Annotated in this window: 16 protein-coding genes; 4 read left to right on the top strand and 12 right to left on the bottom strand. The window is 73.8% G+C overall.

Annotated elements, in window-relative coordinates; all coding sequences use genetic code 11:
• Positions 1–133: 133 nt before the first annotated feature.
• Together ispG and dxs are read right to left on the bottom strand one after the other, a co-directional pair.
• Complete coding sequence (ispG, locus tag ACWCXC_RS18900) at positions 134–1,267, bottom strand: flavodoxin-dependent (E)-4-hydroxy-3-methylbut-2-enyl-diphosphate synthase (protein ID WP_450684230.1); 1,134 nt, start codon at positions 1,265–1,267, stop codon at positions 134–136.
• Positions 1,264–3,210, bottom strand: coding sequence for a 1-deoxy-D-xylulose-5-phosphate synthase (dxs, locus tag ACWCXC_RS18895; protein ID WP_450889952.1), 1,947 nt, complete (start codon positions 3,208–3,210; stop codon positions 1,264–1,266). The genes ispG and dxs overlap by 4 nt, the downstream gene beginning before the upstream one ends.
• A 198-nt stretch (positions 3,211–3,408) precedes the next feature.
• Here dxs and ispH point away from each other — a divergent pair, with 198 nt between their 5' ends.
• From ispH to ACWCXC_RS18880, 3 genes are read left to right on the top strand one after another with little or no spacing between them, the layout of a single operon-like run.
• Complete coding sequence (ispH, locus tag ACWCXC_RS18890; RefSeq protein WP_450889950.1) at positions 3,409–4,569, top strand: 4-hydroxy-3-methylbut-2-enyl diphosphate reductase; 1,161 nt, start codon at positions 3,409–3,411, stop codon at positions 4,567–4,569.
• Positions 4,566–5,930 carry a cytochrome P450 gene (locus tag ACWCXC_RS18885; protein WP_450684227.1) on the top strand — a complete coding sequence of 455 codons (1,365 nt, stop codon included), beginning with the start codon at positions 4,566–4,568 and terminating at the stop codon, positions 5,928–5,930. The genes ispH and ACWCXC_RS18885 overlap by 4 nt, the downstream gene beginning before the upstream one ends.
• 36 nt (positions 5,931–5,966) lie before the next feature.
• The gene (locus tag ACWCXC_RS18880) at positions 5,967–7,457 is read left to right on the top strand and encodes an MFS transporter (protein ID WP_450889947.1); all 1,491 of its coding nucleotides are present in this window, start codon (positions 5,967–5,969) and stop codon (positions 7,455–7,457) included.
• Positions 7,458–7,515: 58 nt separating this feature from the next.
• On the opposite strand, the gene ACWCXC_RS18875 is transcribed toward ACWCXC_RS18880, so the two are convergent.
• The 5 genes from ACWCXC_RS18875 to ACWCXC_RS18855 form a co-directional block, all read right to left on the bottom strand.
• Positions 7,516–8,439 (bottom strand): IclR family transcriptional regulator, encoded by a 924-nt coding sequence (locus tag ACWCXC_RS18875; protein ID WP_450684225.1) that lies wholly within the window; start codon positions 8,437–8,439, stop codon positions 7,516–7,518.
• Positions 8,440–8,597: 158 nt separating this feature from the next.
• Positions 8,598–9,938 (bottom strand): NtaA/DmoA family FMN-dependent monooxygenase, encoded by a 1,341-nt coding sequence (locus ACWCXC_RS18870; RefSeq protein ID WP_450889945.1) that lies wholly within the window; start codon positions 9,936–9,938, stop codon positions 8,598–8,600.
• 58 nt (positions 9,939–9,996) lie between these two features.
• Complete coding sequence (locus ACWCXC_RS18865; RefSeq protein ID WP_450889943.1) at positions 9,997–11,601, bottom strand: ABC transporter substrate-binding protein; 1,605 nt, start codon at positions 11,599–11,601, stop codon at positions 9,997–9,999.
• Positions 11,602–11,666: 65 nt separating this feature from the next.
• Positions 11,667–12,752, bottom strand: a complete 1,086-nt coding sequence (locus tag ACWCXC_RS18860) for a polyprenyl synthetase family protein (protein WP_450684222.1) — start codon at positions 12,750–12,752, stop codon at positions 11,667–11,669.
• 77 nt (positions 12,753–12,829) lie between these two features.
• Positions 12,830–15,523, bottom strand: a complete 2,694-nt coding sequence (locus ACWCXC_RS18855) for a cytochrome P450 (RefSeq protein ID WP_450889940.1) — start codon at positions 15,521–15,523, stop codon at positions 12,830–12,832.
• Between the two features lie 769 nt (positions 15,524–16,292).
• On the opposite strand from ACWCXC_RS18855, the gene ACWCXC_RS18850 reads away from it, so the two are divergent.
• Positions 16,293–17,300 carry a LacI family DNA-binding transcriptional regulator gene (locus ACWCXC_RS18850; protein ID WP_450889938.1) on the top strand — a complete coding sequence of 336 codons (1,008 nt, stop codon included), beginning with the start codon at positions 16,293–16,295 and terminating at the stop codon, positions 17,298–17,300.
• Between the two features lie 74 nt (positions 17,301–17,374).
• On the opposite strand, the gene ACWCXC_RS18845 is transcribed toward ACWCXC_RS18850, so the two are convergent.
• The 5 genes from ACWCXC_RS18845 to ACWCXC_RS18825 all read right to left on the bottom strand — a co-directional run bounded on the left by ACWCXC_RS18845 (position 17,375) and on the right by ACWCXC_RS18825 (position 26,032).
• Positions 17,375–19,636, bottom strand: a complete 2,262-nt coding sequence (locus ACWCXC_RS18845; protein ID WP_450889936.1) for a glycosyl hydrolase family 95 catalytic domain-containing protein — start codon at positions 19,634–19,636, stop codon at positions 17,375–17,377.
• The gene (locus ACWCXC_RS18840) at positions 19,633–21,609 is read right to left on the bottom strand and encodes a beta-galactosidase (protein WP_450889934.1); all 1,977 of its coding nucleotides are present in this window, start codon (positions 21,607–21,609) and stop codon (positions 19,633–19,635) included. Before ACWCXC_RS18840 ends, ACWCXC_RS18845 begins: the two co-directional genes overlap by 4 nt.
• A gap of 15 nt (positions 21,610–21,624) precedes the next feature.
• On the bottom strand, positions 21,625–23,871 hold the full coding sequence (locus ACWCXC_RS18835; protein WP_450889932.1) for a 1,4-beta-glucanase: 2,247 nt from the start codon (positions 23,869–23,871) through the stop codon (positions 21,625–21,627).
• Positions 23,872–23,963: 92 nt separating this feature from the next.
• Positions 23,964–24,935, bottom strand: coding sequence for a carbohydrate ABC transporter permease (locus ACWCXC_RS18830; RefSeq protein WP_450684216.1), 972 nt, complete (start codon positions 24,933–24,935; stop codon positions 23,964–23,966).
• The gene (locus ACWCXC_RS18825) at positions 24,932–26,032 is read right to left on the bottom strand and encodes an ABC transporter permease (protein ID WP_450684215.1); all 1,101 of its coding nucleotides are present in this window, start codon (positions 26,030–26,032) and stop codon (positions 24,932–24,934) included. Before ACWCXC_RS18825 ends, ACWCXC_RS18830 begins: the two co-directional genes overlap by 4 nt.
• Between the last annotated feature and the right edge of the window lie 5 nt (positions 26,033–26,037).

Below are 26,037 nucleotides of genomic sequence, written 5' to 3'. Positions count from 1 at the left end.
CCTCGGCGGGGGCGGCGGACCGGGGCACGTTCGAGGCGGTCGGGCGGGCGTTTCCGGGCCCGCCCGACCAGGCCACTCCGAGGCGGCCGACCGGGCCGGTCCGAGGCGCCCGGTCAGGCCACTCCCGGGCCGGTCACACCTCGGGGATCTCCAGACCCTGCTCCTCGGCCAACAGCAGCGCCCGCTCGATCAGCGTCTCCACGATCCTCGACTCCGGCACCGTCGCCACGACCTCGCCCTTCACGAAGATCTGGCCCTTGCCGTTGCCCGAGGCCACACCGAGGTCCGCCTCCCGGGCCTCGCCGGGACCGTTCACCACACAGCCCATCACCGCCACGCGGAGCGGGAGCCGGAGTCCGTCCAGCGCGGCGGTCACCTCGTCGGCCAGCTTGTAGACGTCCACCTGGGCCCGCCCGCAGGACGGGCAGGACACGATCTCCAGACCGCGTTCGCGCAGCCCCAGCGCGCCGAGGATCTGGATGCCGACCTTGACCTCCTCGGCGGGCGGGGCGGACAGCGAGACCCGGATCGTGTCGCCGATGCCCTCGCTGAGCAACGCGCCGAACGCGACGGCGGACTTGATGGTGCCCTGGAACGCGGGACCCGCCTCGGTGACGCCCAGGTGGAGCGGATAATCGCTCCGGGCGGCGAGCAGGCGGTAGGCGTTGACCATGACGACCGGGTCGTTGTGCTTGACCGAGATCTTGATGTCCCGGAACCCGTGCTCCTCGAAGAGCGACGCCTCCCACAGCGCCGACTCCACCAGCGCCTCGGGCGTCGCCCGGCCGTACTTCTTCAGCAGCCGGGCGTCCAGCGATCCGGCGTTCACCCCGATCCGGATCGGCGTCCCGGCGTCCTTCGCCGCCCGCGCGATCTCCTTCACCTTGTCGTCGAACTTCCGGATGTTGCCCGGGTTGACGCGGACGGCCGCGCAGCCGGCGTCGATCGCGGCGAACACGTACTTCGGCTGGAAGTGGATGTCCGCGATCACCGGGATCTGCGACTTGCGCGCGATGGTGGCGAGCGCGTCCGCGTCGTCCTGCGAGGGGCAGGCCACCCGCACGATCTGGCAGCCGGCGGCCGTCAGTTCGGCGATCTGCCGGAGCGTGGCCTCCACATCGGCCGTCACGGTCGTCGTCATCGACTGCACGGACACCGGGGCGTCACCCCCCACCTCGACCGCGCCGACCCGGATCTTCCGGGAGGCGCGGCGGGCGGCCAGCGGGCGGGCGGGCGGCGCGGGCATGTTCAGGGCTACGGCGGTCATCGCGTACGGACTCCTTCGGCCGGCACCGGCGCCGCCGCGCCCACGGGGCGCGAGCACGGGCGCAGATGCGCGAGTTCGGTGGTCACGGAGTCGGCCAGGGCCTCGGCGGTCAGCCCCAGCTCCTCCAGGATGTCGGCGCGGGAGGCGTGCTCCAGGAAACGGGCCGGGATGCCGAAGGACCGCAGCGGTACGTCGGCACGGGCCTCGCGCAGCGCCTGGCCCAGGGCCGAACCGAAGCCCCCGGCCAGGCTGTTGTCCTCCACGGTGACGACGAGCCGGTGCCGGGCCGCGAGCGCGACCAGCTCCGGGTCCACCGGCTTGGCCCAGCGTGGATCGACGACCGTGACCCCCGGCGGCTCCACGCCGAGCGCCAGCCGCTCCGCCGCCCCGACCGCCGTCCTCGCCATCGGCCCCACCCCCACCAGCAGCACCTCGGCCGGGCGGGGCCCCACCCTGGCCAGCACATCCGCGACGCCCACCCGCTCCAGCGCCGGCAGGTCCCCGGGCACCGCGCCCTTCGGGAAGCGGACCACGGTCGGCGCGTCGTCCACCGCCACCGCCTCCCGCAGCTCCTCGCGCAGCGTCGCCCCGTCCCGGGGCGCGGCGATCCGCAGCCCCGGCACCACCTGGAGCACCGACAGGTCCCACATGCCGTGGTGACTGGCCCCGTCCTCGCCCGTCACCCCCGCCCGGTCCAGGACCAGGGTCAGCCCCGTACGGTGCAGCGCCGCGTCCATCAACACCTGGTCGAACGCCCGGTTGAGGAAGGTGGCGTACACCGCGACCACCGGGTGCAGCCCGCCCAGGCTCATCCCCGTCGCCGCCGTCACCGCGTGCTGTTCGGCGATCCCCACGTCGTAGACCCGGTCGGGGAACGCCTCCGCGAAGCCGTCCAGGCCCACCGGACCGCGCATCGCGGCGGTGATCGCCACCAGGTCCGCGCGCTCGTGCCCGAGCGCCACCAGCTCCCGGGCGAAGACCCCGGTCCACGACGGCGGCGAGGGCTTCAGCGGCCGGCCCGTCGCGGGGTCGACCACCCCGATGCCGTGGAAGCGGTCGGCCTCGTGCTCCTCGGCCGGTGGATGGCCCGCCCCCTTGCGGGTGAGGCAGTGCACGATCACCGGACGGTCGTACTCCCGGGCCTGCCGCAGCGCCGCCCGCAGCGCCGGGACGCTGTGCCCGTCCACCGGTCCGAGGTACTTCAGGCCCAGATCACCGAAGAGGGCCTGCGGCACGGTGAGGTCCTTGAGCCCCGACTTCACCCCGTGCAGCCCCCGGTAGACCGCCTCGCCGACCACCGGGATCGCCCGCGCGGCCCGCTTGCCGGTCGCCAGCAGCCGTTCGTACTCCGCCGCCGTCCGCAGCCGCCCCAGATGCTCGGCGAGACCGCCGACCGTCGGGGCGTACGAGCGGCCGTTGTCGTTGACGACCACGACGACGTTGCGCCGGCCGCGCGCCGCGATGTTGTTCAGCGCCTCCCAGGCCATCCCGCCGGTCAGCGCGCCGTCCCCGATCACCGCGACCACCTGGCGGTCCTCCTCACCGGCCAGCGCGTACGACTCCGCCAGCCCGTAGGCGTAACTGAGCGACGTCGAGGCGTGCGAGTTCTCGATCACGTCGTGCGGGGACTCGGCGCGCGACGGATAGCCGGACAGGCCGCCCCGGCGGCGCAGGGTGTCCAGCAGCCCGGCCCGGCCGGTCAGCATCTTGTGGACGTAGGCCTGGTGACCGGTGTCGAACAGGATGCGGTCGCGCGGCGAGTCGAACTCGGCGTGCAGCGCGATCGTCAGCTCCACCACCCCGAGGTTGGGACCCAGATGGCCGCCGGTCCGCGACACCTGGCTGATCAGCCGCTCCCTGATCTCCCCGGCCAGACACCGCAGTCGGGACGCGTCCAGGGCACGGAGATCGGACGGATTGCGCAAGGACTCCAGTACGGACATCGACCGCTCCTTCGGTACGAGGCGTCGCCCCATACAAGGCGCTCGTCCGGGATCCGCCCAGTCGGCCGTTCCGTGCAGCGGAACACGGGGCTGCGCCCGAATCGGGGCCGCTCCTACGGTTGATCCGTTCCCGGGGCGACGAGCCCCCGGCCGGTGGACGCACCCGTCCGTCGCGTGGCACGGCGAGAGGCGGAGCGCATGGTGGAGCAAACCGGTCCGGCGACCCTCACCGTGCCCCTCGCGGCCGCGCCCCTGGTCACCGGGGCGCTGCTGCGGGAGGGCCTGACCGTCCGGGAGGGCGCCCCGCACCGTCCCGGCACCGTCGCCCTGGAGTTGCGCGACGGGGGGAGCGAGGCCCGCTTCACCGCCCTGCCGGACGCCGCCGCCCCGTTCGCCGCCGTCCGCGACGCCTGGCGGGCCGCCCTCGGCCCCCGGACCGTCCTCCTCGCCGAACCCCGCTCCTTCTGCGCGGGCGTCGACCGGGCCGTCGAGATCGTGGAGGAGGCCCTGCGCCGCCACCCGCACCCCGTCTACGTACGCAAGCAGATCGTCCACAACACCCATGTGGTGCGCGACCTCGCCGGGCGGGGCGCCGTCTTCGTCGACGAACTCGACGAGGTCCCGGCCGGGGCCACCGTGGTCTTCTCCGCCCACGGTGTGGCCCCCGCCGTCCGCGCCGACGCCGCCCGGCGCGGGCTGCGCGTCCTGGACGCCACCTGCCCCCTGGTCACCAAGGTGCACAGCGAGGTCCGCCGCTACGCCCGCCGGGGCGACCGGGTCTTCCTCATCGGCCACGCCGGCCACGAGGAGAGCGAGGGCACCCTCGGCGAGGCCCCCGACCGCACCACCCTGGTGCAGAGCGTCGAGGACGTCGCCGCCCTCGGTGACGTGGAGCCCGGCACCCGGGTCTCCTACGCCCTCCAGACCACCCTCGCCGTCGACGAGGCAGCCGAGGTCGTCCGCGCGCTCCAGGAGCGGTTCCCCGGCATCCAGGGCCCCGGTTCCGACGACATCTGCTACGCCACCACCAACCGGCAGGCCGCCGTCCGCGCCGTCGCGGATGCCTGTGCCCTGGTCCTCGTCGTCGGCTCCCGCAACTCCTCGAACTCGGTGCGGCTGGTCGAGGTCGCCGAACGGGCCGGCGCTCGCGCCCGGCTCGTCGAGGACGTCGGAGAGGTCCGGCTCACCGATCTGCGGGACGTCACCGCCATCGGTCTCACCGCGGGCGCCTCCGCCGCCCCCGCGCTCGTGGACGAGATCGTCCGGGCGCTGCGCGGGCTCGGCCCCGTCACCACGTCCGTGCGCCGCGTGGCCCAGGAAACAGTCACCTTCTCGCTGCCCAAGGAGCTCTCCCGATGACGGTCACCGCGCCGCAGCCCACCGCCGTCCCCCCGGCCCCCGGCCGCCTCCCCCTCTTCGGCCACGTCCACCGGCTCCTGACCCGGCCCCGCGAGTTCTTCAACTCCCTGCGCGGCAGCGGCGACATCGTCACCATCGGCCTCGGCCCGGCCCGTGCCTACGTCATCAACGACCCCGCCCTCGTGCACCGCATCCTCACCAAGGACGTCCGCAAGCTCGACAAGGGCGTCGCCTACGAGAAGTCCGCGCCCTTCCTCGGCGACGGGCTGCTGAACTCCTCCGAGCCCACCCACATGGCGCACCGCAGACTCGTGCAGCCCGCCTTCCACCACCACCGCATCTCCGAGTACGCCCACCACATGCGCGAGGCCGCCGACGAGGTCGTCTCCCGCTGGCGGGACGGGCAGCGCCTGGAACTCGACCAGGAGATCCACTCGTTCGCCGTCACCGTCGTCTGCCGGGCGCTGTTCTCCTCCGAACTCGGGGACAAGGTCGCGGACGAGGTCGAGGCATCCCTGCCCGTCCTCCTCAAGGGCGTCACCCGCCGCATCGCCTTCCCCGTCGGCTGGCTGGAGAAGCTCCCCACCCCGTCCAACCGCCGTTTCGAGCAGGCCCGCAAGCGGCTGGGCGACACCCTCGGCGGCGTCATCCGCGAATACCAGCGGCGCGGCGGCGACGACGCCGACCTGATGGCGCTGCTGCTCTCCGCCCGGGGCGAGGAGGGCCGGCCCGGACTCAGCGACCAGCAGATCCACGACGAGGCCATGGCCCTGTTCCTCGGTGGCGTCGAGACCGCCCGCGACGTCCTCAGCTGGACCTGCCACCTGCTCTCCGAACACCCCGACGTCCAGCGGAAACTGGCCGAGGAGGTCGACGGCGTCCTCGGCGGCGGCCGGCTCCTCGACCACGAGGCCGTGACGCTCCTGCCGTACACCCGGCAGATCATCACCGAGGCCATGCGGCTCTACCCGCCGGCCTGGCTGCTCACCCGCCGCACCATCACCGACCTCGATCTCGCCGGCCACCGCATCCCGCCCGGCCGTAACGTCCTGTTCTCCCTGTACGCCATCCAGCGCGACCCCTCCGTGTACACCCGCCCCGACGCCTTCGAACCGGAGCGCTGGGCCGGCCGGGCGGGCGGCGACCTGCCCCGCACCTCCTACCTGCCCTTCGGCGCGGGGAACCGGGGCTGCATCGGGGAGCCCTTCGCCTGGGAGGAGATGGTCATCTTCCTCGCCACCGCGGCCCGGCGCTGGACGCTGGAGGCCGCCCCCGGCGAGCGGATACGTCCCGTCCGCTCGCCCATGCTCCAGCCCAAGAGGCTGCCGATGATCGTGCGGGCCCGAGCCGACCGGCCCTGAGGCCCGCCGTCCCCCGACACACGTACCACTGGAGTTGTGTTGTCCGCTTCCGCTTCCGCCCAGACCAACGCCGAGAAGCCGGCCGCCGCCGGTGACGAACGGAAGGGCCGTCACCTCGGCGTCGTCCTGACGCTCCTGGTGACCTGCTACCTCATGATCACCGTGGACAACACGGTGATGACGATCGCGCTCCCCGACATCCGCGGCGATCTCGACTTCTCGCCCACCGGCCTCGCCTGGGTGCAGAGTTCCTACACCCTCACCTTCGGCGGGCTGCTGCTCCTGGGCGGCCGCACCGGGGACGTGCTCGGGCACCGCCGCACCTTCGTGTGGGGCGTGGCGCTGTTCACGCTCTGCTCGCTCGCCGGCGGTCTTGCCACCGAACCCTGGATGCTCCTGACCGCGCGCACCCTCCAGGGCATCGGTGCCGCGTTCGCCTCGCCCGGGGCCATGTCGCTGCTGATCACCAACTTCGAGGAGGGACCGCGCCGCAACCGGGCGCTGGCCGTCTACTCCACCCTCGCCGGACTCGGCATGGCCACCGGCATGATCCTCGGCGGGGTGCTCACCGAGTACGCCTCCTGGCGCTGGGTCCTCTTCGTCAACGTGCCCTTCGGCATCGCCGTCGCCGTGCTCACCCCGCGCTTCGTCGCCGACTCGAAGCGCCACCCGGGCCGCCTGGACCTCCTCGGCGCGATCACCGCGACCGGCGGCATGGCCGCCCTCGTGTACGGGGTGATCCGGGCCTCGTCCGACGGCTGGGGCGATCCGCTCACCCTGGGCTCGTTCGCCGCGGCCGTGGTGCTGCTCGCCGTGTTCCTCACCGTCCAGGTGCGCGTCGAGACCCCCGTGGTGCCGCTCGGCCTGTTCGCCAGCCGCAACCGGGCCGCCGGCTATGTGACGATCTTCCTGACCATGGCCACGCTGTTCAGCGCGCTGTTCTTCCTCTCCCAGTTCCTCCAGGGCCCGCTGGGCTTCTCCCCGGTCAGGGCCGGACTCGCCTTCCTCCCGATGGCGCTGGGCATGTTCGGCATGTCCCGGCTCACCCCGAAGCTGCTGCCGCGCCTCGGCGCCCGGCCGCTCATCGTCTCCGGGATCACCCTGGTCGTGGCCGGTGCGGTCTGGCTGTCGCGGCTGGAGGCGACCACCGCGTACGCCCCGCATCTGGCCGGCCCCATGGTGCTGCTCGGCATCGGCATCGGCGCCTTCCTGATGCCGCTCAACTCCCTGATCCTGTCCGGGGTCGCCCCGCAGCAGGCCGGAGCCGCCGCGGGCGTCATGCAGACCATGCAGCAGGTCGGCGGCTCGCTCGGGCTCGCGGTGCTGGTCACCGTGTACGGCACGACGCTCGCGCACTCCGGTGCCCCCGCGGAGGAGGCCGTCGCCCACAGCATGGCCAACGCCTTCATCGGCGCGACGGTCTTCTCCGCCCTCGCGCTCGTCCTGGTCTCGGTCGCCATCCGGGTCGCCGCCCCCGCCGCCGTCCCGGCCGCACGGGCCGCCGGCACCCCGAAGGACCGGGACTGACCTCCCGAGAACGAGGAAGACTCCGGTGGGCGGGGCGGCGCCCCGCCCACCGGAGACTTCACCAGACGTGCCCGTCGGGCGCGGAGGCCAGGGCCCGGGAAGCGGCGTGGGCGACATGACGCAGCTGTCGGGTCGCCTCCGCCGGGTCCAGCCGGTGCGCGGGGCCGCTCACCGAGACCGCCGCCGCCAGGGTCCGCCCCCGGCCCCACACCGGTGCCGCCAGGCACATCACCTGCGGCCGGAACTCGCCCCGGTCCACGGCGAAGCCCCGGCTGCGCACCACCTCCAGCTCCCGCTGGAGCGCCGCGCCACCGGTCAGGGTCCGGGCCGTGTGCGCGGTGAGCCGGGTCGTCAGCCACTCCTCGCGCAGCACGTCGTCGGCGAAGGCGAGCAGCACCTTGCCCATCGCGGTGCCGTGCGCGGGCAGGATGCTGCCCACCCGGACGGGCAGCGCGGCGCTGCGCACCCCGTGCAGCCGCTCCAGGCAGAGCACGCCCTGGTCGCGCAGCACCCCGAGGTGGACGGCCTCGTCGGTCTGCCGGTAGAGGTCGCAGAGATAGGGCAGCAGCCGGTCGCGCAGCTGGGTGGTCCGCATGCACGGCGTCTCGCGGACCAGGTCGATGATGCGGCGGCCCAGCCCGTACCCGGCCGGGCGGTGCTCCGCCAGGCCGAGTTCGGTGAGCAGGCCGAGGATCCGGTGGACGGTCGTCTTGGGCAGGCCGATGCGCCGGGCGACCTCGGAGACGCCGATCGCGTTGCCGTCCCCGGGCAGGATGTCCAGGATCAGCAGCGACTTCTCCACCGCCCCGGGCGGTGTACGGCGCTCCTCGGCCGCCGCGCCGACGGCGGTGCGGATGGCGGCGCGCGTCTCGTCGGCCGGGCCGGAACCGGGTCCGGGTCCGGCGGGCACCGGCTCCGGCCGGCCCGCCGCCGTCCCCGGCCGGTGCGCGGCGGGCGCGCGGGTGTCGCAGGCGGTGGTCATGCGAAGGTCCCCGTCATGTCGTCCATGCTCCTGGTTCGGCGTCCGTAGGGCGGCGGGACTCAAGCCCCTTCCGAACGGTGCAGGAAGTGAACGGAAAGAGCCAGCACCGCACGTGACTGTTCATCAACCTGCAAGAAGGGGTGCGGTATTCCCGGGCGTCACCGGACCGCACGGGCCCGGGACGGCAGCGGCAGACCGTAGTGCTCGCGCAGCGTCGTGCCCCGGTACTCCGAGCGGAAGATCCCCCGCCGCCGCAGGATCGGCACCACCTCGTCGACCAGCACCGGCAGCCCGTCCGCGAGGACGTCCGGCATCAGGTTGAACCCGTCCACGGCCCCCGACTCGAACCAGGACTGGATGGTGTCGGCCACCTGCTCCGGCGTCCCCACCGAGAGCAGATACCCGGCCCCCAGCCCCCGGCTCAGCAGCTCCCGGACCGTCAGCCCCTCGGCCGCCAGCCGCCGGGCGTGCGGATCGGTGGACCAGTTGGCCCCCGGGGCGGACGGCGGCGCGTTCAGCAGCTCCACCGGGACCGGACGGTCCAGCGACAGCGCCTCGGCCGGAACGCCCAGCAGCCCCGCCAGGCTCCGGATCGCCGCCGTACGGTCCGTCAGCTCCTCCAGCCGGTCGCGGCGCTCCCACGCCTCCCGCTCGGTGGAGCCGACCGTCGTCCGCAACCCCGGCAGGATCCGCAGCGCCGCCGGGTCCCGGCCGTACGCGGCCGCCCTGCGCCGCAGGTCCTCCGCCAGCTCATGGGCGCCGGCCAGGTCCGCGGGCGCGGAGAACACCGCGTCGGCCACCCGCCCCGCCAGGTCCCGCCCCTCCCCGTGGCCGCCCGCCTGGAAGATCACCGGATGGCCCTGGGGCGAGGACGGCAGCGTCAGCGCGCCGCCCACGGTGAAGTGCGCCCCCTTGTGGTCGACCGGCCGGATCCGCCCGGCGTCCGCGAACTCCCCGGTCTTCTTGTCGGCGATCACCGCGTCCGGGTCCCAGCTGTTCCACAGCGCCCGCACGACGTCGATGAACTCGTTGCCCCGGGCGTACCGCTCCTCGCGCGTGGGCTCGGCGGCGCCGAAGTTCCGCGCCGAGTTGGCGTTGTACGTGGTGACCGCGTTCCACGCGACGCGCCCGCCGCTGATCAGATCGACGCCGAGGAAGCGGCGGGCGATGTTGTACGGCTCGTTGTACGTGGTCGAGGCGGTGCCGATCAGCCCGATCCGCTCGGTGGCGCGGGCGATGGCCGTGAGCAGCAGCGTGGGCTCCAGACCGTTGTACGGCGGGCCGACCGCCAGGTCCTGGACGAGCCCGGGGGAGTCGGCGAGGAACACCGCGTCCAGCAGGCCGCGTTCGGCGGTCCGGGCGGCGTCGACGTACGCGTCGATGTCCAGGAACGACAGCGGGTCGGCGGCGTCCCACCGCCAGGCGGCGGGATGCAGACCGAGACCGCCGAGGAGGTTGACGTTGAGGTGCAGTTCGCGGGTCGGGGGCAGCGGGGTCATGGGAGTCCTCGTCTCGTACGGCGGGGGGCGCGGCGCGGGGGCCGGCGGGGGAGGTGGTTCAGCCGAGCCAGGCGCCGGAGAAGCGCGGCCGCGACAGGGCGTCGAACGTCACCCCGTGGACCTTCGGGGACAGTCCGAGCACGGTGGACGATTCGTAGAGCGGCAGCCCGTAGCCCTCGTCCACGATCAGCTTCTGGGCCGTCGCCACCAGCCGGGCGCGGGCGGCCGGATCGGCCTCGGCGGCCTGGGCGTGCAGCGCGGTCAGCAGCGGCCCGGGGCGCAGCCGCACCGCGTCGAGGCCCTCGGCGGTGTAGTAGTTGCGCAGGATGTCGGGGTCGGCCGTGGAGGCGTTGCCGAGGATCAGGTCGTAGTCGCCCGCCTTGAACGTCGCCAGCGCCTTCGCGATCGGCACCGGCTTCAGGGTGAGTCCCACCCCGACGGCCTTGAACTGCTGCTGGACCAGTTCCAGAGCGGTCTGTACGGTGCCGGGCCCGCCGAACCAGACGGTGACCAGGTTCAGCCGCTCCCCGTCGCGGGTGCGGATGCCGTCCGGGCCGGGCTTCCACCCGGCCCCGTCGAGCAGCTTCCGGGCGCCGGCCGGGTCCGTGGCGAGCCGGGCGGAGAGATCGGTGTACGCGGGCGTGGTGGAGGCCAGCACGCTGCTCGCCGGCCGGTAGCCGGAGCTGAGCACCGTGTCCACGATCTCCTTGCGGTCCAGGGCCTTCTGGAGGGCGCGCCGCACCGCCGCGTCCCGGGTTGCGGGGCGGGAGGCGTTGACGTTGAGGCCGTAGACGAGCCCCGGGCTGGGGCGGGTGTTCAGGCCGAAGCCGGAGGACTTCAGGGTCCGCTCGTCCTGCGGCGACACGGCGCCCGTCGCGTCGAACTCCCCGGAGCGCAGCCCGCCCGCGCGCACCCCCTCCTCCGGGACGATCCGGATCACCAGCCCGGAGAGGTACGGCGCCGCCTTCCCGCCGGAGCGCGCCGAGCCCCAGGCGTACCCCTCGCGGGCCCGCTCGCGCACCTGCTGGTTGCGGGTGAACCGGGTGAGCGTGAACGGGCCGGAGCCCACGACGCCCCGGGTGCAGCGCTCGCCCGGTGACCGGCGCAGGCTGGCCGGGGCGACCACGCCCAGGCTGACCGTCGAGGTTGCCTGGAGGAACTTCACATTGGGCGCGGAGAACTCGATCCGCACGGTGTGCGCGTCCACCACCGTCGCCGAGCGGTACCCCGTCAGATACGTCCCGGCCTGCACGGCCCGCGCGCCCAGCGCGCGGAAGCCGTCGAAGTTGGCCTTCACCGCCGCCGCGTCCAGCGGGGTGCCGTCGCTGAAGGTCACCCCGGGGCGCAGCCGGAAGGTGTAGCGGGTGGCGTCCGGGGAGACCTCCCAGGAGGTGGCGAGCCAGGGGAGGATCTTCCCGGTCTTCGGGTCCTGGTCCGTCAGGGAGTCGACCAGGCCGCGGGCCGCGGTCAGTTCGTCGCCGTTGCCCGCCTGCTGCGGGTCGACGCACAGCACGTCCGTGCCGACGACATAGGTCAGGGTGCCCCCGGCCACGGGGGTCCCGGAGCCGGCCGCGGGCGCGGTGTCCGGGTCGGCGGAGCAGCCGGCGAGCAGCAGGGTGGCGGCGACGGCGGCGGCGGTGGCCGGCGCGAACGCGGTACGCATCGGGGTCTCTCTCTTTCAGGGGATCGTGCGGGTGGAGCCGGCCGGCCGGAGGGGCCGGACCGGGCTCAGTGGGTGCGGTGGACGACGAACTCGCCCAGATCCGCGAGCGCGGCGGCGGCCGGGGCGTCGGCCGACGCGCGGTGGATCAGCTGCCGGGCCCGGCACAGATGGCGTTCGGCGGAGTCGGCGGCCAGGGCCCGGCCGCCCGCCTCCTCGATGAGGTCGGCGGCCCCGCGCAGTGCCTCCTCGCCGCCGGAGCCCGGGTCCGCCAGCAGCGCGGCCAGCCGGCGGGCGGCCGGGGTGTCCTGGGCGAGCACGGAGACGATCGGCAGGGTCTTCTTGCCCTGCCGCAGATCGCTGTGGACCGGCTTCCCGGTGACCCCGGGGTCGCCCCAGATCCCGAGCAGATCGTCCACGGCCTGGAAGGCCAGGCCGAGGTGACGGCCCATCAGGGTCAGATCGGATACGGCGCCGGGCGCCGCCCCGCCCAGCAGCGCGCCCAGACCGGTCGCGCAGCCCAGCAGCGACCCCGTCTTGCGGCCCGCCATCGCGCTGTACTCCGCGACGGTGACGGCCCGGGGCCCGGTCCACGGCCGCAGCTCGAAGGAGACGTCCTCGGCCTGGCCGTTGACCAGCTCCACCAGCGCGCCGGACAGCGCCTTCATCGCCGCCGCCCCGCGCTCACCGCCGGCCGCCCGGGAGAGCACGTCCAGCGCCAGCGCCAGCAGCGCGTCGCCGGCGAGGACCGCCGTGCCGACGCCGTACGCCTTCCACACCGCCTCGCGGTGCCGGCGCTGTTCGTCGCCGTCGATGATGTCGTCGTGCACCAGCGAGAAGGTGTGCACCAGTTCGACGGCGAGGGCGCCCGGGACCGCCGACTCCGGGGCGGCGCCGACCGCCTGGGCGGTCAGCAGGGCGAGCGCCGGGCGCAGCCCCTTGCCGCTGCCGCCGCTGCGCGGGGTGCCGTCGGCGTCCCGCCAGCCGAGCGTGAACTCGACGGTGGTGCCGATCTCCGGCGGGAGCCTGCGCACGGTCTCCCGCAGCGCGGGGGCGACCAGCGCCCGGAAGTGCTCCAGGGTCGCCGGGACGTCCGTGGACCCGGGCGCGCCGGGGGCCGTCCGCACGGGCGCCCGGCCGGTCTGCTGTGTCATCGCAAGCTCTCCTGGCGTGAGGGGTCGGTGCCCGGAAGCGGCCTCGACGGCGGCTTCCGGGAGGGCCCGCCCGGTGGTCACCGGGCGCTCGACAGGGTGAGTCCGGCCGGACCGGCGACCCGGCCCCGCCGTTCGGGCAGCATCGGCAGCGGGCCCGTGCCCAGCGAGGCCCGGGGGACGGCGGTGCCGGCCCGGGTGCCGGGAACGGTCCGCAGCCGCCAGCGGGCCGCGATGCCCGCGAGCGTGATCGTGGTCTCGGCGGCACCCAGCGTGTCGCCGATGCACTTGCGACTGCCGCCGCCGAAGGGCAGGTTGAACCCGCGCGGCAGCCCCTCGGCCCGCTCCGGCAGCCAGCGGTCCGGGTCGAAGGTCTCCGGGTCGGCGTAGACCGCGGGGTTGTGTCCCAGGGCGTACGGGCTGTACAGCACGATGGTCCCCGGCTCCAGCCGGCGCCCCGCCAGTTCCGTCGGGCGGGTCGTGGCGCGGGTCAGCAGCCAGGCCGGCGGGTACATGCGCAGCGTCTCGGTGATGACCCGGCCGGTGTACGGCAGCCGGTGCAGATCGTCGAAGCCCGGGACCCGCCCGGCCAGCACGGTGTCCAGCTCCTCGTGCAGCCGCTCCTCGATGTGCGGATGGGTGGCCAGGGTGTGGAACGCCCAGGCCATCGTGTTGCCCGTGGTCTCGGTGCCGCCGATGAGCAGCGTCATGACCTGGTCGTGGATCTCCTCGTCGCTCAGCCCCTCGCCGGTCTCGTCGTCGCGGGTGTGCACGAGGATGGACATCAGGTCGCCGGTGTCCTCGGAGTCGGCGTTCCGGTACGCCTCGACGGTCTCCCGGATCAGTTGGCGCATCCGGACCCGCACCTGCTCGAAGTCCCGGTTGTGGGCGGTCGGCAGCTTCTCCTGGAGCCCGGTCGGGGCGATCATGCGCTTGTAGACGCCGCGCATGATGACCGGCATGCAGTACGCGACCTCGTCGATCGCCCGCCGGTCCGCGGTGGTGGCGAACATGGTGCGCGCGGTGATCTTGAGGGTGAGCCCGTGCATGGTGTCGCTGACGTCCAGCGGCTCACCGGGCTCCCACGACGCCAGCTCCGCCTCCAGCTCCTCGCCCATCAGCCCGATGTAGCCCGGCACCCGGCTCGGGTGGAACGCGGGCTGGAGCAGCCGCCGCTGGCGGCGGTGCGGCGCCCACTCGGAGCTGACCAGTCCGTTGCCGACGAGCAGCCGGGCCTTCTCGAAGAGCGGCCCGCCCTTGTCGTAGGTCCGCGAGTCGGTGAGGACCTGCTGGGCCAGTTCGGGGCTGTGCGCGAGGTACGCCTTCTTCGGGCCGAGCCGGATCTCGACCAGGTCCGCGTCCGTGGGCAGTCCGGCCAGGAACTCCAGGGGCCTGCGCCACAGCGGCAGGGCGTGCCCGAGCACCGGGACCGAGCCGGGGGCGGTGACCACCTTCCAGGGCCCGGTGCGCGCCTCGCCGCGCGAGCCCTGCGGGGCGCGCCGGGCCGGCCCGTCCGGTTCCTCGCCGGGCGCCGGACGCTCGGAGCCGGGCGAGACGATCGCCCGCAGCCGTGCGATGGCGGCCCGCTCCTCGTCGGTGGGGCGCGCGGAGGGCGCGGCCCCGCTCTCCTCCGGCACCTTCGCGTCGGCGTCGGCGTCGGTGTCGGTGTCGGTGTCGGCGTCGGGAGTGGGGGCGGGGGCGTCGGGGCCGGGGGCGTCGGCGGCGGGGGTGCGCGGCCGGTCGCGGAAGCGCGCGATGTCCGCGTCGAGGTCCACCCACCCCGAGGTGGTGCCGTCCCAGACCGACCCGTCCCCGAAGTAGCGGGGCGTCAGGTACTCGAACTCCTGGCTTCCGCCCATGAGATGGTCGAGCCCGCGCAGATAGCGCCGGACGTCCTCGCGCTCGCCCAGCTCCCCGGCGAGAAGGGCGTCGCGCGCCGCGATGTACGCCTTCTCGTGCTCCTCGACCAGACCGACGAGCCGGTCCACCGCCTGCTGGAGGCTCAGCCCCTCGCCCTCGGTGAGCACCCGGACCACCGTCATCTTGTCGTCCTGGGCGTGCTCCTTCCGCCAGGACAGCAGATCGTTGATGATGATCATCTGGCGGCGGCAGTGCAGATGGACCTCGGAGAGGCGCGGGATCAGCTCGGTCATGTCGACCTCGGCGCCGTACTCCGTCATCAGCTCGATGAAGTCGCAGCCGAAGCTGTCCAGCCGGACGGCGAGGCAGGTTTCGTAGTCGGGCACCCGGTCGTTCAGCTTGGCCTGGATCTCGGTCGCGCAGCCCCGCAGGAATGCCTCCAGGCTCGCCGCGAAGCGCCGGGTCTGCCCGGCGCTGAGCCCGGGACTGATCCGCCGCCAGAGGTCCTGGCCGGCCCGGCCGTACGGGAAGGCGGCGTCGGCGGCGACATCGGTGTCGAAGTCCCCCAGGATCCGGGCGAAGACGGCCCGCGCGGCCTCGGCGCTGGCCCCCAGGTCGCCCCGGTCGGAGACGAAGCTGTCGATCACCGTGACGTACTGGTACCAGTCCGCGATGTCGAGCGCCCGCTGGTCCGATGCCTCCGGAACGGTGAGGGGCCCGTAGATGCCGTTGCGCTGGCGCAGGAAGTACAGCAGCTCCGCCTCGCCGGCGAAGGTGTCGCCCAGGAAGCGGCGCACCCAGCCGTTGGAGGCGATCTCCAGCCGGGCGGCCTGGGGGTGGTAGACGTGAGGGAGGAGGCGGGGGAGTTCCGGCAGGAAGAACTCGGTTATCTCCGGATCGGATGACTCCGGCACAGTGAATCCTTTCTTCGGGTGCGTCGGACCGCACCGGTGGAACCACCGCGGGCAGGCGCCGACGGCGCCCGGGCGCGGGCAGGGCGGAACGGGGAACGGGGTGGGGGATCGCCGGACCTCCCCGGCGGCAACAGCGGCACCGGGGCGGCGGGAACGGCGGACGGGCCCCCGGGCGCGGCGCGGCCCGCGGGGGTGGCGCGCGGACGGACGGCGGGGGTGGCGGAGGCGGCCCCGGCATCGGGCCTTCGGGGTGCGGGGCGGTTCAGCGGTGGGCGCGACAGCGGCGACGGCGCGCGACGGCCGCCCGGCACGGGTTCTGACCGGTCGAGGAACGCGTCAGCATGATCCGAACTCCCCCTTCGCGGAACCTTCCGACGCCCCGGATGCTAGGTGCGGTGCTCGGCGGCTGTACACGCACCCGTACCGCTGTGCGGAACGGCCCGAGCGGAGCCCCTGCCCCCGCTTCCGGCGTCCGGGCGCGGCCGGAGCCGCTCCCGGCGATGTGCCCGGCCGTGCGGCGGGCATATCGTGGGCACAGCCGCGCCGCGGTCCGGGGGACGGATGCCGGACGACGGGCGGGACAGTCTCAATCGAAGCGCTTCGATAGTGGTCTGGACATGTTGTGCGGGGCGGGTCTAGTCTCGGATTTCCTCGCATGTCACAGACGGACGGGACGAAGTCGAAGCGCTTCGCCCCTTCTGACCGCAACCGCCGGAGCAGACCCGGTTTTTCCGTGCCGGGCCCGACGACGTCCCTGATGGAGAGCTGAATGGTCACCCTGGCCGAGGTCGCGCGGCACGCCGGAGTCTCCGCGAGCACGGTGAGCTACGTCCTCAGCGGGAAGCGGTCCATCTCCGTCTCCACCCGGGAGCGGGTCGAGTCGAGCATCAGGCAGCTCGGCTACCACCCGAACGCGGGCGCGCGCGCCCTGGCCAGCAGCCGGTCCAACATCATCGCGCTCATGGTGCCGCTGCGCACCGACATGTACGTCCCCGTGATGATGGAGATCGCCATCGCGGTCGCCACCACCGCCCGCATCCACGGCTACGACGTCCTGCTCCTCACCGGCGAGGAGGGCCCGGCCGCCGTGCGCCGCATCGCCGGCAGTTCGCTGGCCGACGCCATGATCCTGATGGACGTCGAACTCCACGACGAACGGCTGCCGCTGCTGCGCGAGACCGACCGCGCCGCCGTCCTCATCGGACTGCCCGCCGAGACCTCCGGACTGACCTGCGTGGACCTGGACTTCGAGGCCACCGGGGCGCTCTGCGTGGACCATCTGGCCGGGCTCGGCCACCGCGAGATCGCCGTCATCGGCGAGGCCGCCGCCGTCTACGAACGGCACACGGGCTTCGCCGAGCGCACCGTCGACGGGATACGGGCCAAGGCGCAGGAGACCGGGGTGCGCGTGCTGCACCGGCCCTGCGAGGGCGGCTACCCGGCGATGGCCCAGACCCTCTCCCGGATCTTCGACGAGCGCCCCGGCACCACCGGCTTCATCGTGCAGAACGAGTCCGCCGTCGAACCCCTGCTCAACCTCCTGCGCCAGCAGGGCCGGGCCGTTCCCGAGGACGTGTCCGTGGTGGCGATCTGCCCCGAACAGGTGGCGTCCCAGGCGTCGGTGCGGCTCACCTCCGTCGCCATCCCCGCGCAGGAGATGGGCCGCCGGTCCGTCGAGCAGGTGGTGGCCAAGCTCTCCGGCCGGGGGACCGACGAAGTCGAGCTGCTCGCACCGGAAATGACGGTCCGTGAGAGCACCGGTCCGGCGCCCGTGTGACGGACGACGACGCGCCCGTACGCCGAAGGAGCCGCCCCCTGGGAGGGGAGCGGCTCCTTCGGCGTACGGGCGGATCAGCCCCGGGGCTGCCGGGGCCCCAGCTCCAGGACGCGGTCCTCGCCCGCCGTGAGCCGCAGAGGGGCGGCCTCGGGGGATCCGGCGCGGACGAGGGCGAGGTGGCCGCCCGTGCGGACGTCGATCCGGGCGTCCCGGGTGGGGTGCAGCACCGCCGTCGCGGTGCCGTCGGACCGCCACCGCAGATCGACCGCCGCCCCGAACCGCGCGCGCACGCCGCACAGTTCACCGGCCGGGCAGTTCGCGGGCGGGGCCGGCAGCAGCACCAGCCGCTCCGGCGTCGACTGCACCAGCGACTCGATGACCGCCGCCGGCAGCGCGTGGGCGGCGTCCGCGTTGTACACGGTGCGCGCGGGATAGTGCGCGCTCATCAGCGAATCGTGGAAGAAATCGCCCGCCAGCACGGCCCGCAGCGCCGCCGAGACCCGCCCGGCGTCCCGCAGCCGGGCCGCGACCAGGGCCTGGTGCAGATGCCCGTGCGCGGAGTCGTTCTCCGAACCGCGCAGCTCCAGCGCCCGGTGGGCGGCGGCCGCCAGCTCCGGGGTGTCGTACGGATTGATCTCGTCCAGCGGCCACACCGGGTACAGGTGGCTGAGGTGGCGGTGGTCGTACGTCTCCGCCAGCCCCGGCCACGCCCATTCGGCGAGCGCGCCGTCCTCGTTGACCCGGTACTCCGGCAGCCGGCCGGCCAGCTCCCGGCGCCGTTCGGAGTCCGGACGGGTGGGGGAGCGCTCGGCCGAGGAGAGCAGCGCGTGCCGGGCCGCCGCGATGTCCATCGTCGCGTTCACCGTCCCCCAGCTCGCGTTGGCCGGACGGTTCTCCGGCGAGTACGAGGGCACGATCGCCACCCGGCCGTCCGGCCCGGTCCGGGTCAGGAAGTCCTCGTAGAACCGCGCCGCCTCGTGCAGCGCGCCCACCAGCCGGGGATCGGTCGCCCCGCAGGTCTGCGCGTACGCGAGCAGCGGCTCCAGCAGCCAGTCGGCGCCCGCCGTCCACAGATGCAGGGGATACGCCCGCTGGTAGTGGCGGGTGTGGCCGGACTCGCCGTCGGTGTGCGAGGGGGCGACGATGCCGCGCGCGCCGAAGATCGCCCGCGCGTTGTCCCGCCAGTCCGCCAACTGCCCGTACACCAGGGCGGCGTGCGCCTCGGACACCTCGGGGAGCGCGCCGGCCGCCGCCGACGCCACCTGGAGGTTGAGATTGGCGTTCGTGGTGAACGCCCCCGACCACGCCGTGTCCCAGTCGCCCGTCCACAGCCCGGTCAGCCGGGGCGGCAGCATCCCCGAGGAGGACAGCAGATGGTAGCGGCCGGCTGCGAACAGCCGTTCCAGCAGAGCCGGGGAGTCCGGCAGGCGCAGCAACGCGCTCCCGGGCAGCGCCCGTTCGTCCGGATCAGCGTCCAGGACGAACCGGGCCCGTTCGAACGCCGGGCGGTGCAGGGCGACATGGCGCTCCCGCAGCTCCTCGTAGCCGCCCCCGGGCATCGTGGCGCACTCCGCCGCCGGGTCCGCCTCGCCCGCGTGCCGGCGCACCCGGGTGAGCAGCAGCAGACTCCGGGCGCCCTCCACCCGGAGCCCCTCGCCCGCCACCGACACCCGGCCGCCGTCCACCCGGAGCACGCTGACCCCGGTGTAGGACAGGGCGCTGTCCGGATAGGCCGCGCGCAGCGTCAGCCTCCCCCCGCCCGGGGTCAGCACCGCGCCCCGGCCGATGCCCAGCCTCGCCGGCGCCCCCGGCAGCGCCGGGTCCAACCACACGTCCACGGCGAGCCCCGGACCCGAGACGTGCTGCACCACGACGTCGTCGGCGCGCGAGACGAACACCCGGCTGCGCCGGCCCTCGCTCACGGCCGTGATCTCGCCGGTCGCGAAGTCGACGCTCCGGCGGTAGCCCGGCGGCACGTCCTCCCCGTCCGCCCGGGGCGCCGCGCCCGGGGCCGGGGTGATCCGGGTCCGGAACGCCGGGTGGAAGGGCTGCACCCACACCAGCGGCCGTCCCTCGCCGAAGCGTTCGGCCGCCGCCGCGTCCCCCGCGAGCAGCGCGCTCTGCACCCGGCCCAGCCGGTCCGCCAGCTCCGGCGGGCGTACGTTCTCGCTGCCGTTCGGCCGCACCAGCCCGTGGTGGGTGACCACGACCCGGTCGTCCGCCGGATCGCCCAGGACCATCGCCCCGTGCCGGCCGTTCCCGGCGAGGAAGGCGTCCTCCCAGCGCGCGGCCGGGCGCGGCTCCCACGTACCGCCGGCGGGCGCGCGGCCCGTCACGGCGCCGCGCTCCGCAGCACCGCCGCGCCGAACCGCCCCAGCTCGACCCGGTCCTCGACGTCCCGGCCCGTCAGCAGGTCCTCGTGCGCGCCCGGCACCTCGACGGTCACGGTCCCGCGCCCGTGGTGGAGCAGGAACAGCAGCTCCCCGCGCCGCACCGCCTCCACCCCGGCGGGCAGCCCCGCCAGCACCGGCCGCGCCCCGGCCTCCGCCACCACCTCCGCCAGCAGCGCCCGCAGCGCGCCCGGCTCCGGCAGCGTCGACACGTACCGGGCCCGGCCCCTGCGCAGCACCGCCGGCAGCCCGGCCAGCTCGCCCGACCGGTAGGCGGAGACCACCTCGGCGTCCTCGGCCGCCGTCAGCTCCTCCGACCAGAGCGTGCCCCGGAAACCGTCGCACTCCACGGTGTCGTCCGCGTCCAGCGGCCACCAGTCGTGCAGCGTACGGATGCCGAACAGGGCCCGCAGCCGGGCGTCCATGCCCCCCGGCCTGATCCGGTCGTCCCCGTCCGCGACCCCGCTGAAGAAGCCGCAGACCACGGTCCCGCCGCCCTCCGCGTACGCCACGAGATTGTCGATCGCCCCGTCGCCGAGCAGATACAGATGGGGCACGGCCACCACCGCGAACCGGCTCAGGTCCGCGTCCGGACGGGCGAACTCGGTGACGACCCCGCTCTCCCACAGCGCCGCGTGCCACCGCTGCACCACCTCGGTGTAGTCCAGCAGCGAGGAGGGCCGGCCCTCCTGCGCCCCGGCCCACCAGGCGTCCCAGTCGTGCAGGATCGCCACGTCCGCGGGCACCTCGCCGCCGGAGACCGCTGGGCCGAGCGCGGCCAGCTCCCGGCCCAGCCGCTTGACCTCACCGAAGGCGCGGCCCTCCTCGCCCGCGTGCCCGACCATCGCGGAGTGGAACTTCTCCGAGCCCTGCCGGGACTGGCGCCACTGGAAGTAGCAGACCGCGTCCGCTCCGCGCGCCACGGACTGGAGCGACCAGAGCCGGTTCAGCCCTTCCGGCTTGGGCCGGTTGACGTCCCGCCAGTTGACCGCGCCCGTCGCCTGCTCCATCAGCATCCAGGGACCGCCGGCCTGGGAACGCGTCATGTCCGCGATCATCGCGTTGTACTGCCCGCCGCGCGGGTCCCGCGGGTCGGGGTAGACGTCGACGGAGACGATGTCCTCCTGCGCCGCCCACGCCCAGGCGTCCTGCCCCGACCACAGCGGCATGAAGTTCGTCGTGACCGGGACGCGCGGGGTGTGCCGCGCGACGATGTCCCGCTCGGCGATGTAGCACTCCATCAGCGCGTCCGACGTGAACCGCTTGAAGTCCAGCACCTGGGTCGGGTTCTTCATGTACTGCGCGGTGCGCGGCGGCAGGATCTCCGTCCAGGAGTCGTAGCGCTGGCTCCAGAACGCCGTGCCCCACGCCTCGTTGAGCTCCTCCACCGTGCCGTACCGGGCGCGCAGCCAGCGCCGGAAGTGCGCCGCCGTCTCGTCGCACCAGCAGTGCGTGCAGTACTCGTTGTTGATGTGCCACACCGTGAGCGCCGGATGGTCCGCGTACCGCGCCGCCAGGTCCTCGGTCAGCGCGGCCGCATACCGCCGGTAGACCGGCGAACTCGCGCAGAACTGCTGGCGCGAGCCGTACCAGACCACCGAGCCGTCCTCCGTGCGCGGCAGCGTCTCCGGGTGCCGCGCCCCCATCCACGGGGGCGGGGACGCGGTCGGGGTGGCGAGGACGACGCCGATGCCGTGGGCGTGCATCAGGTCCATCAGCCGGTCCAGCCAGTCGAACTCCCTGGCACCTGGACGCGGTTCGATCCGCGCCCAGGAGAAGACACCGAGGGTCACGGAGTTGACCCCGGCCTCCTTCATCAGCCGGACGTCGTCCTCCCAGACCTCCTCGGGCCACTGCTCGGGGTTGTAGTCGCCTCCGAAGAGGATGCGGCCACGGGCTGCGTCGCGCAGGGACGGCATGGCGTCTCTCGTTCCTTACTCGGGTTCCGCGTACTGGATGCCGCGGCCGTTGGTGCCCAGGTAGACACGGCCGTGGACACGGGGGTCGCCGGTGATGACCTGGCCGGTCCATCCCCACTGATGGGCGTCGTCGTTGATCCGGACCCAGGTGGCGCCCGCGTCGTCCGAGCGCAGCACCGCCACGCCGTCGTACGTCGCCGGCACCCGCCCGGTCTGGAAGACGGCCGGATAGCCGGCACCCGGCCGGCCCCGTCCGGCGCGCGGGGCGGCCTTGCCGAAGCCCAGCGCGTGCGAGGCCGTGCAGCCGGGCACCGGGGCGAAGCTGCGCCCGCCGTCGGTGGACCGCAGCAGCCCATTGTCCTTCGCCGAGAGCCAGAGGTCGCCCGTGCGCCCGGGAGCCGCCGCCACCGTGAACTGGACGTCCCCGGACGGCAGTCCGTCCGCGCCCCGGGTGAAGGTCAGCCCGCCGTCGGTGGAGCGCAACAGCGCGCCGGTGTCCGTGTCGTAGACGTAGAAGCGCCTCGGGTCGACCGGGTCGGCCACCGGCGTGCCGCCCTTGGGGAAGCTCGCGACCTCCGCCCAGGTGGCCCCGCCGTCCGTGGAGCGGTGGGCGGGGTACTTGGTGCCGTCCCAGTGGACGAAGGACCACAGCAGCGTCCCGCCGTCGGCCGAGACCGCGACGGGACCCGGGGCGGAGGGTGCGATCTCCGGCTGCGCGGCGAACGGGGCCCAGGTGCGCCCGCCGTCGTGGGAGTGGGCCCCGGCGGCGTCCGAACCGGAGGGCCAGCCGGTGCGCACCACGTACGACGGCTTCAGCGCGGCCTGCGCGAGCCCGGTGGCCGTTCCGAACACCGGCTGCGCGGCCATGCCCCGCGAGGGGGAGGAGGTCAGCGACTCGTGGTACATCACGCCGATGTCGCCGAGCCCGCTCAGCAGCCGGGCGCCCCCGGCGGGCGGGGCGATCAGGAACCGCACCGAGGACTCCTCCAGGCCCCGGATCTCCGGCGCCCAGTGCACCAGGTCGCGCGTCCCGTAGACCGTGGCGCCCGTACCGAACACGATGTGGCGCGAGTCGAACGGGTCGACGGCCACGGCCTGGATCCACCAGCCGAACTTGGCGCCCGCGCCGCCCCAGCGCAGATACGGCGTCTCCGCCACGTCGAGGACCGCGGTGTCCTTGAGCGAGGTCCAGCTCGCCCCCGCGTCCGTGGAGCGGAACACCGTGTCGACCTGCCCCCAGCGGTTGTTGGTGGTGACCACGAGGGTGCCGGCCCGGCGGGCGTCCACCGCGACACCGCCGTAGCCGAAGCCGTCGCCGGCCGCCGCGTCGGGCGCCGCCGGGGTGACCTCGCTCCAGACGCCGCTGACCGTGTCCAGCCGGTGCACCGAGCCGTCCGACTGGCCGTTGGGGCCCGGGGCGTCCGCGTACGTGACGTACAGCGCCCGCCCCCGCGCGTCGTACGCGGCCCTGACCGGCACCTTCACCGACGCTCCGCCGGACGGCTGTCCGGGCACCGCCTCCCAGCCGCCGGAGCCGTCCGTGCGGTAGAGCGCGGTGCCGCCGTCGCCCCAGCCCGCGTACACCGTGCGTCCGGCGGCGGCCAGGAACATCACGCCCTGCCCGCTCGCCGAGGGCGTCGCCGGGAAGGCGGCGGCCGGCGAGAAGGTCCTGCCCCGGTCGGTGGAGCGCAGCAGCCCGTCGTGCCGGGTGCCCAGCCACAGCGTGTCGCTGTCCCGGGGGTCCACGAGCAGCCGCTCGCCGGCCCCGCGACCGTCCTCGTTGGCGCCCAGCCGCACGGTCAGATCGGTGCGCTGCCAGGTGGTGCCCCGGTCCTCGGAGCGCAGCACCGCCCCGGGGCTCGCCCAGGACTGGGCGTAGGTCCCGCAGGCCAGGTACAGCCGGTCGGGGTGGGCCGGGTCGACGGCCATGGCCTCGATCCCGAGGAGGTTCCAGTCGTCCCAGCCGATGTGGTCGGTGAGCGCGGTCCAGCGGGCCCGCCGGTCGTCCCAGCGGTAGGCGCCGCCGATGTCGGTGCGGGCGTAGGCCAGCCCCTTCACGGCCGGGTGGAAGAGCAGCCCGGTGACGAACCCGGTGCCGCCGATCGCCGCCGTGCGCCAGCGGTGCGGTGCGACGGCGGGTCCGGGCCCGTCCTTCGGGGCGGCAGACGCGGTCCGGGCGAGCGGCAGGGCGGTGGCCGCGGCGACGGTGGCGGCGCCGATGACGGTTCTGCGGCTGGGCGTGGGCGCGGACGAAGCGCGCATGGCGAAACACCTTCCGGACGGAGGGAGAGAGGAGGAGGGGCGCGCCGGGCCGGGGGAGCGGCCCGGCGGCCACCGTGCGCGGCTCGGGCGGATCAGCCCTTCACGGCGCCGGTGAGCATGCCCTTCTGGAAGTGCTTCTGGACGAAGGGCGACAGCACCGCGACCGGAATCAGGGCGAGGATCATGACGGCCATCTGCACGGAGAGGCTGTTGATCTGCCCGCTGCTGACGGCCGCGCCCATGGCGCCCGGGGGGACCTGGTGCTGCAGTACCAGCTGACGCAGGATCATCTGGAGTGGGTACTTGTCGCTGTCCTGGATGTAGAGCATCGCGTTGAACCACTGGCTCCAGTAGCCGACCGCGTAGAACAGCGAGATCACGGCGATCACCGCGCGCGACAGCGGCATGATGATCTGGAGCAGGATGCGCCACTCACCGGCACCGTCGATACGGGCCGCGTCGATGAGTTCGGGGGCGGTGTCCATGAAGAACCCGCGCAGGACCAGCACGTTGAAGACGCTGATCGCGCTGGGCAGGATCATCGACCAGTAGCTGTTGCTCAGTCCGATTCCGGTCACCAGCAGATACGTGGGGATGAGGCCGGCGCCGAAGAACATCGTCGCCATCAGCGTCATGAGCAGCGGGCGGTGCGCGTAGGAGTCGCGGCGGCTCAGCCCGTAGGCGCACAGGATCGAGACCACCATGCTCACCGCCGTGCCGACGACGGTGAGGCCCACGCTGACGGCCGCGGCCCGGGTCACCACGCCGCCGCTGAGCAGTTCCTTGTAGGCGACGAAGGTGATGCCCTTGGGCCAGACGACCAGACCGCCGGCGTCGTTGATCGCCTCGGTGCTGGAGAGGCTGGTGACGAGCACCACCCAGATCGGCACGATGATGACCGCGCAGATCGCGACGAGGCCGAAGCCCTTGAAGGCGAGGCCGGCCTTGGTGGGTTCCTCCTCCCATACGGGACGGGGTTCGATGCGCAGGGCCCGCTGGAGCGGGGTCTCGGTGCGCGGAGCCGGGGCGGCCGGGTCCTTGCCGAGGTCCAGGAGAGTTGTCATTTCTTGGAGTACACCCCCTGCTCGCCCAGCATGTGGGCGACCTTGTTGGCACCGAGCACCATGGCGACGCTGAACAGTCCCTTGAAGATGCCGGCGGCGGCCGCGTAGCCGAAGTCACCGGTCTTGATGCCCGTCCACCAGATGTAGGTGTCCAGGATTTCCGAGGCGCCCGGACCGACCTGGTCGCGCTGGAGCAGGATCTGCTCGAAGTCCAGGTTGAGCGCGCTGCCCACGCGCAGCACGAGCAGCAGCGCGATCACCGGCCGGAGCGCCGGCAGGGTGACGTGCCACATGCGGCGCCAGCGCCCGGCCCCGTCCACGGCGGCGGCCTCGTACAGATCGGTGTTGACGGCGGCGAGCGCGGCGAGGAAGACGATCACGCCCCAGCCGGCGTCCTTCCACACCGCCTGGGCGCTGACCAGGAACTTGAAGAAGCCCGGATTGGTCATCAGGTCGAAGCCGCCGTGGCCGTGCTCGCGCATCCACTGGGAGACCAGTCCGGCGCCGCCGAACATCTGCTGGAAGACGGTGACGACGAGGACCCAGGAGAAGAAGTGCGGGAGGTAGACGATCGCCTGCACCCAGGCCCGGACCCGCGTGCTCATGATCGTGTTGAGCAGGAGCGCGATGGCGATGGGAATGGGGAAGAAGAGGACGAGCTGGGTGAGGAAGATGACGAGCGTGTTGATCAGGACTTCCCAGAACCGGTAGTCCTCGAAGATCCGGGTGAAGTTCTCGAAGCCGATGAACGGGCTGCCGGTGATGCCCAGGTCGTAGACGTCGTAGTCCTGGAAGGCGACGACGTTCCCGAGCAGCGGGATGTAGTTGAAGATCAGCAGCAGTGCGATCGCGGGCAGCGTCATCAGGACGAGCGTGCGGTCGCGGCGCAGCCGGTGGCGCCAGGTGATGCCGCCCGGCTGCGGTGGGCCGGTCTTCGCCGCCCTCTTCGTCCTCGTGTTCCGGCCGCCGCCGGACGCCCTGGTCCTGGCGCCCCTGCCGTTGTCCTCGCCGTCACCCTCGCCGCTGCCGCCGGCCGGGGCGCTCGCCCCGTCGGAGGCGCGCTCCGGGTCGGCCGTCACCGTGGCCCGTGGCTTCACCCTGT

The sequence above is a fragment of the Streptomyces sp. NPDC001515 genome (assembly GCF_053597115.1).
Note: the sequence above shows the minus strand (reverse complement) of the source record. Positions and strands in the feature narration are given on the sequence as shown.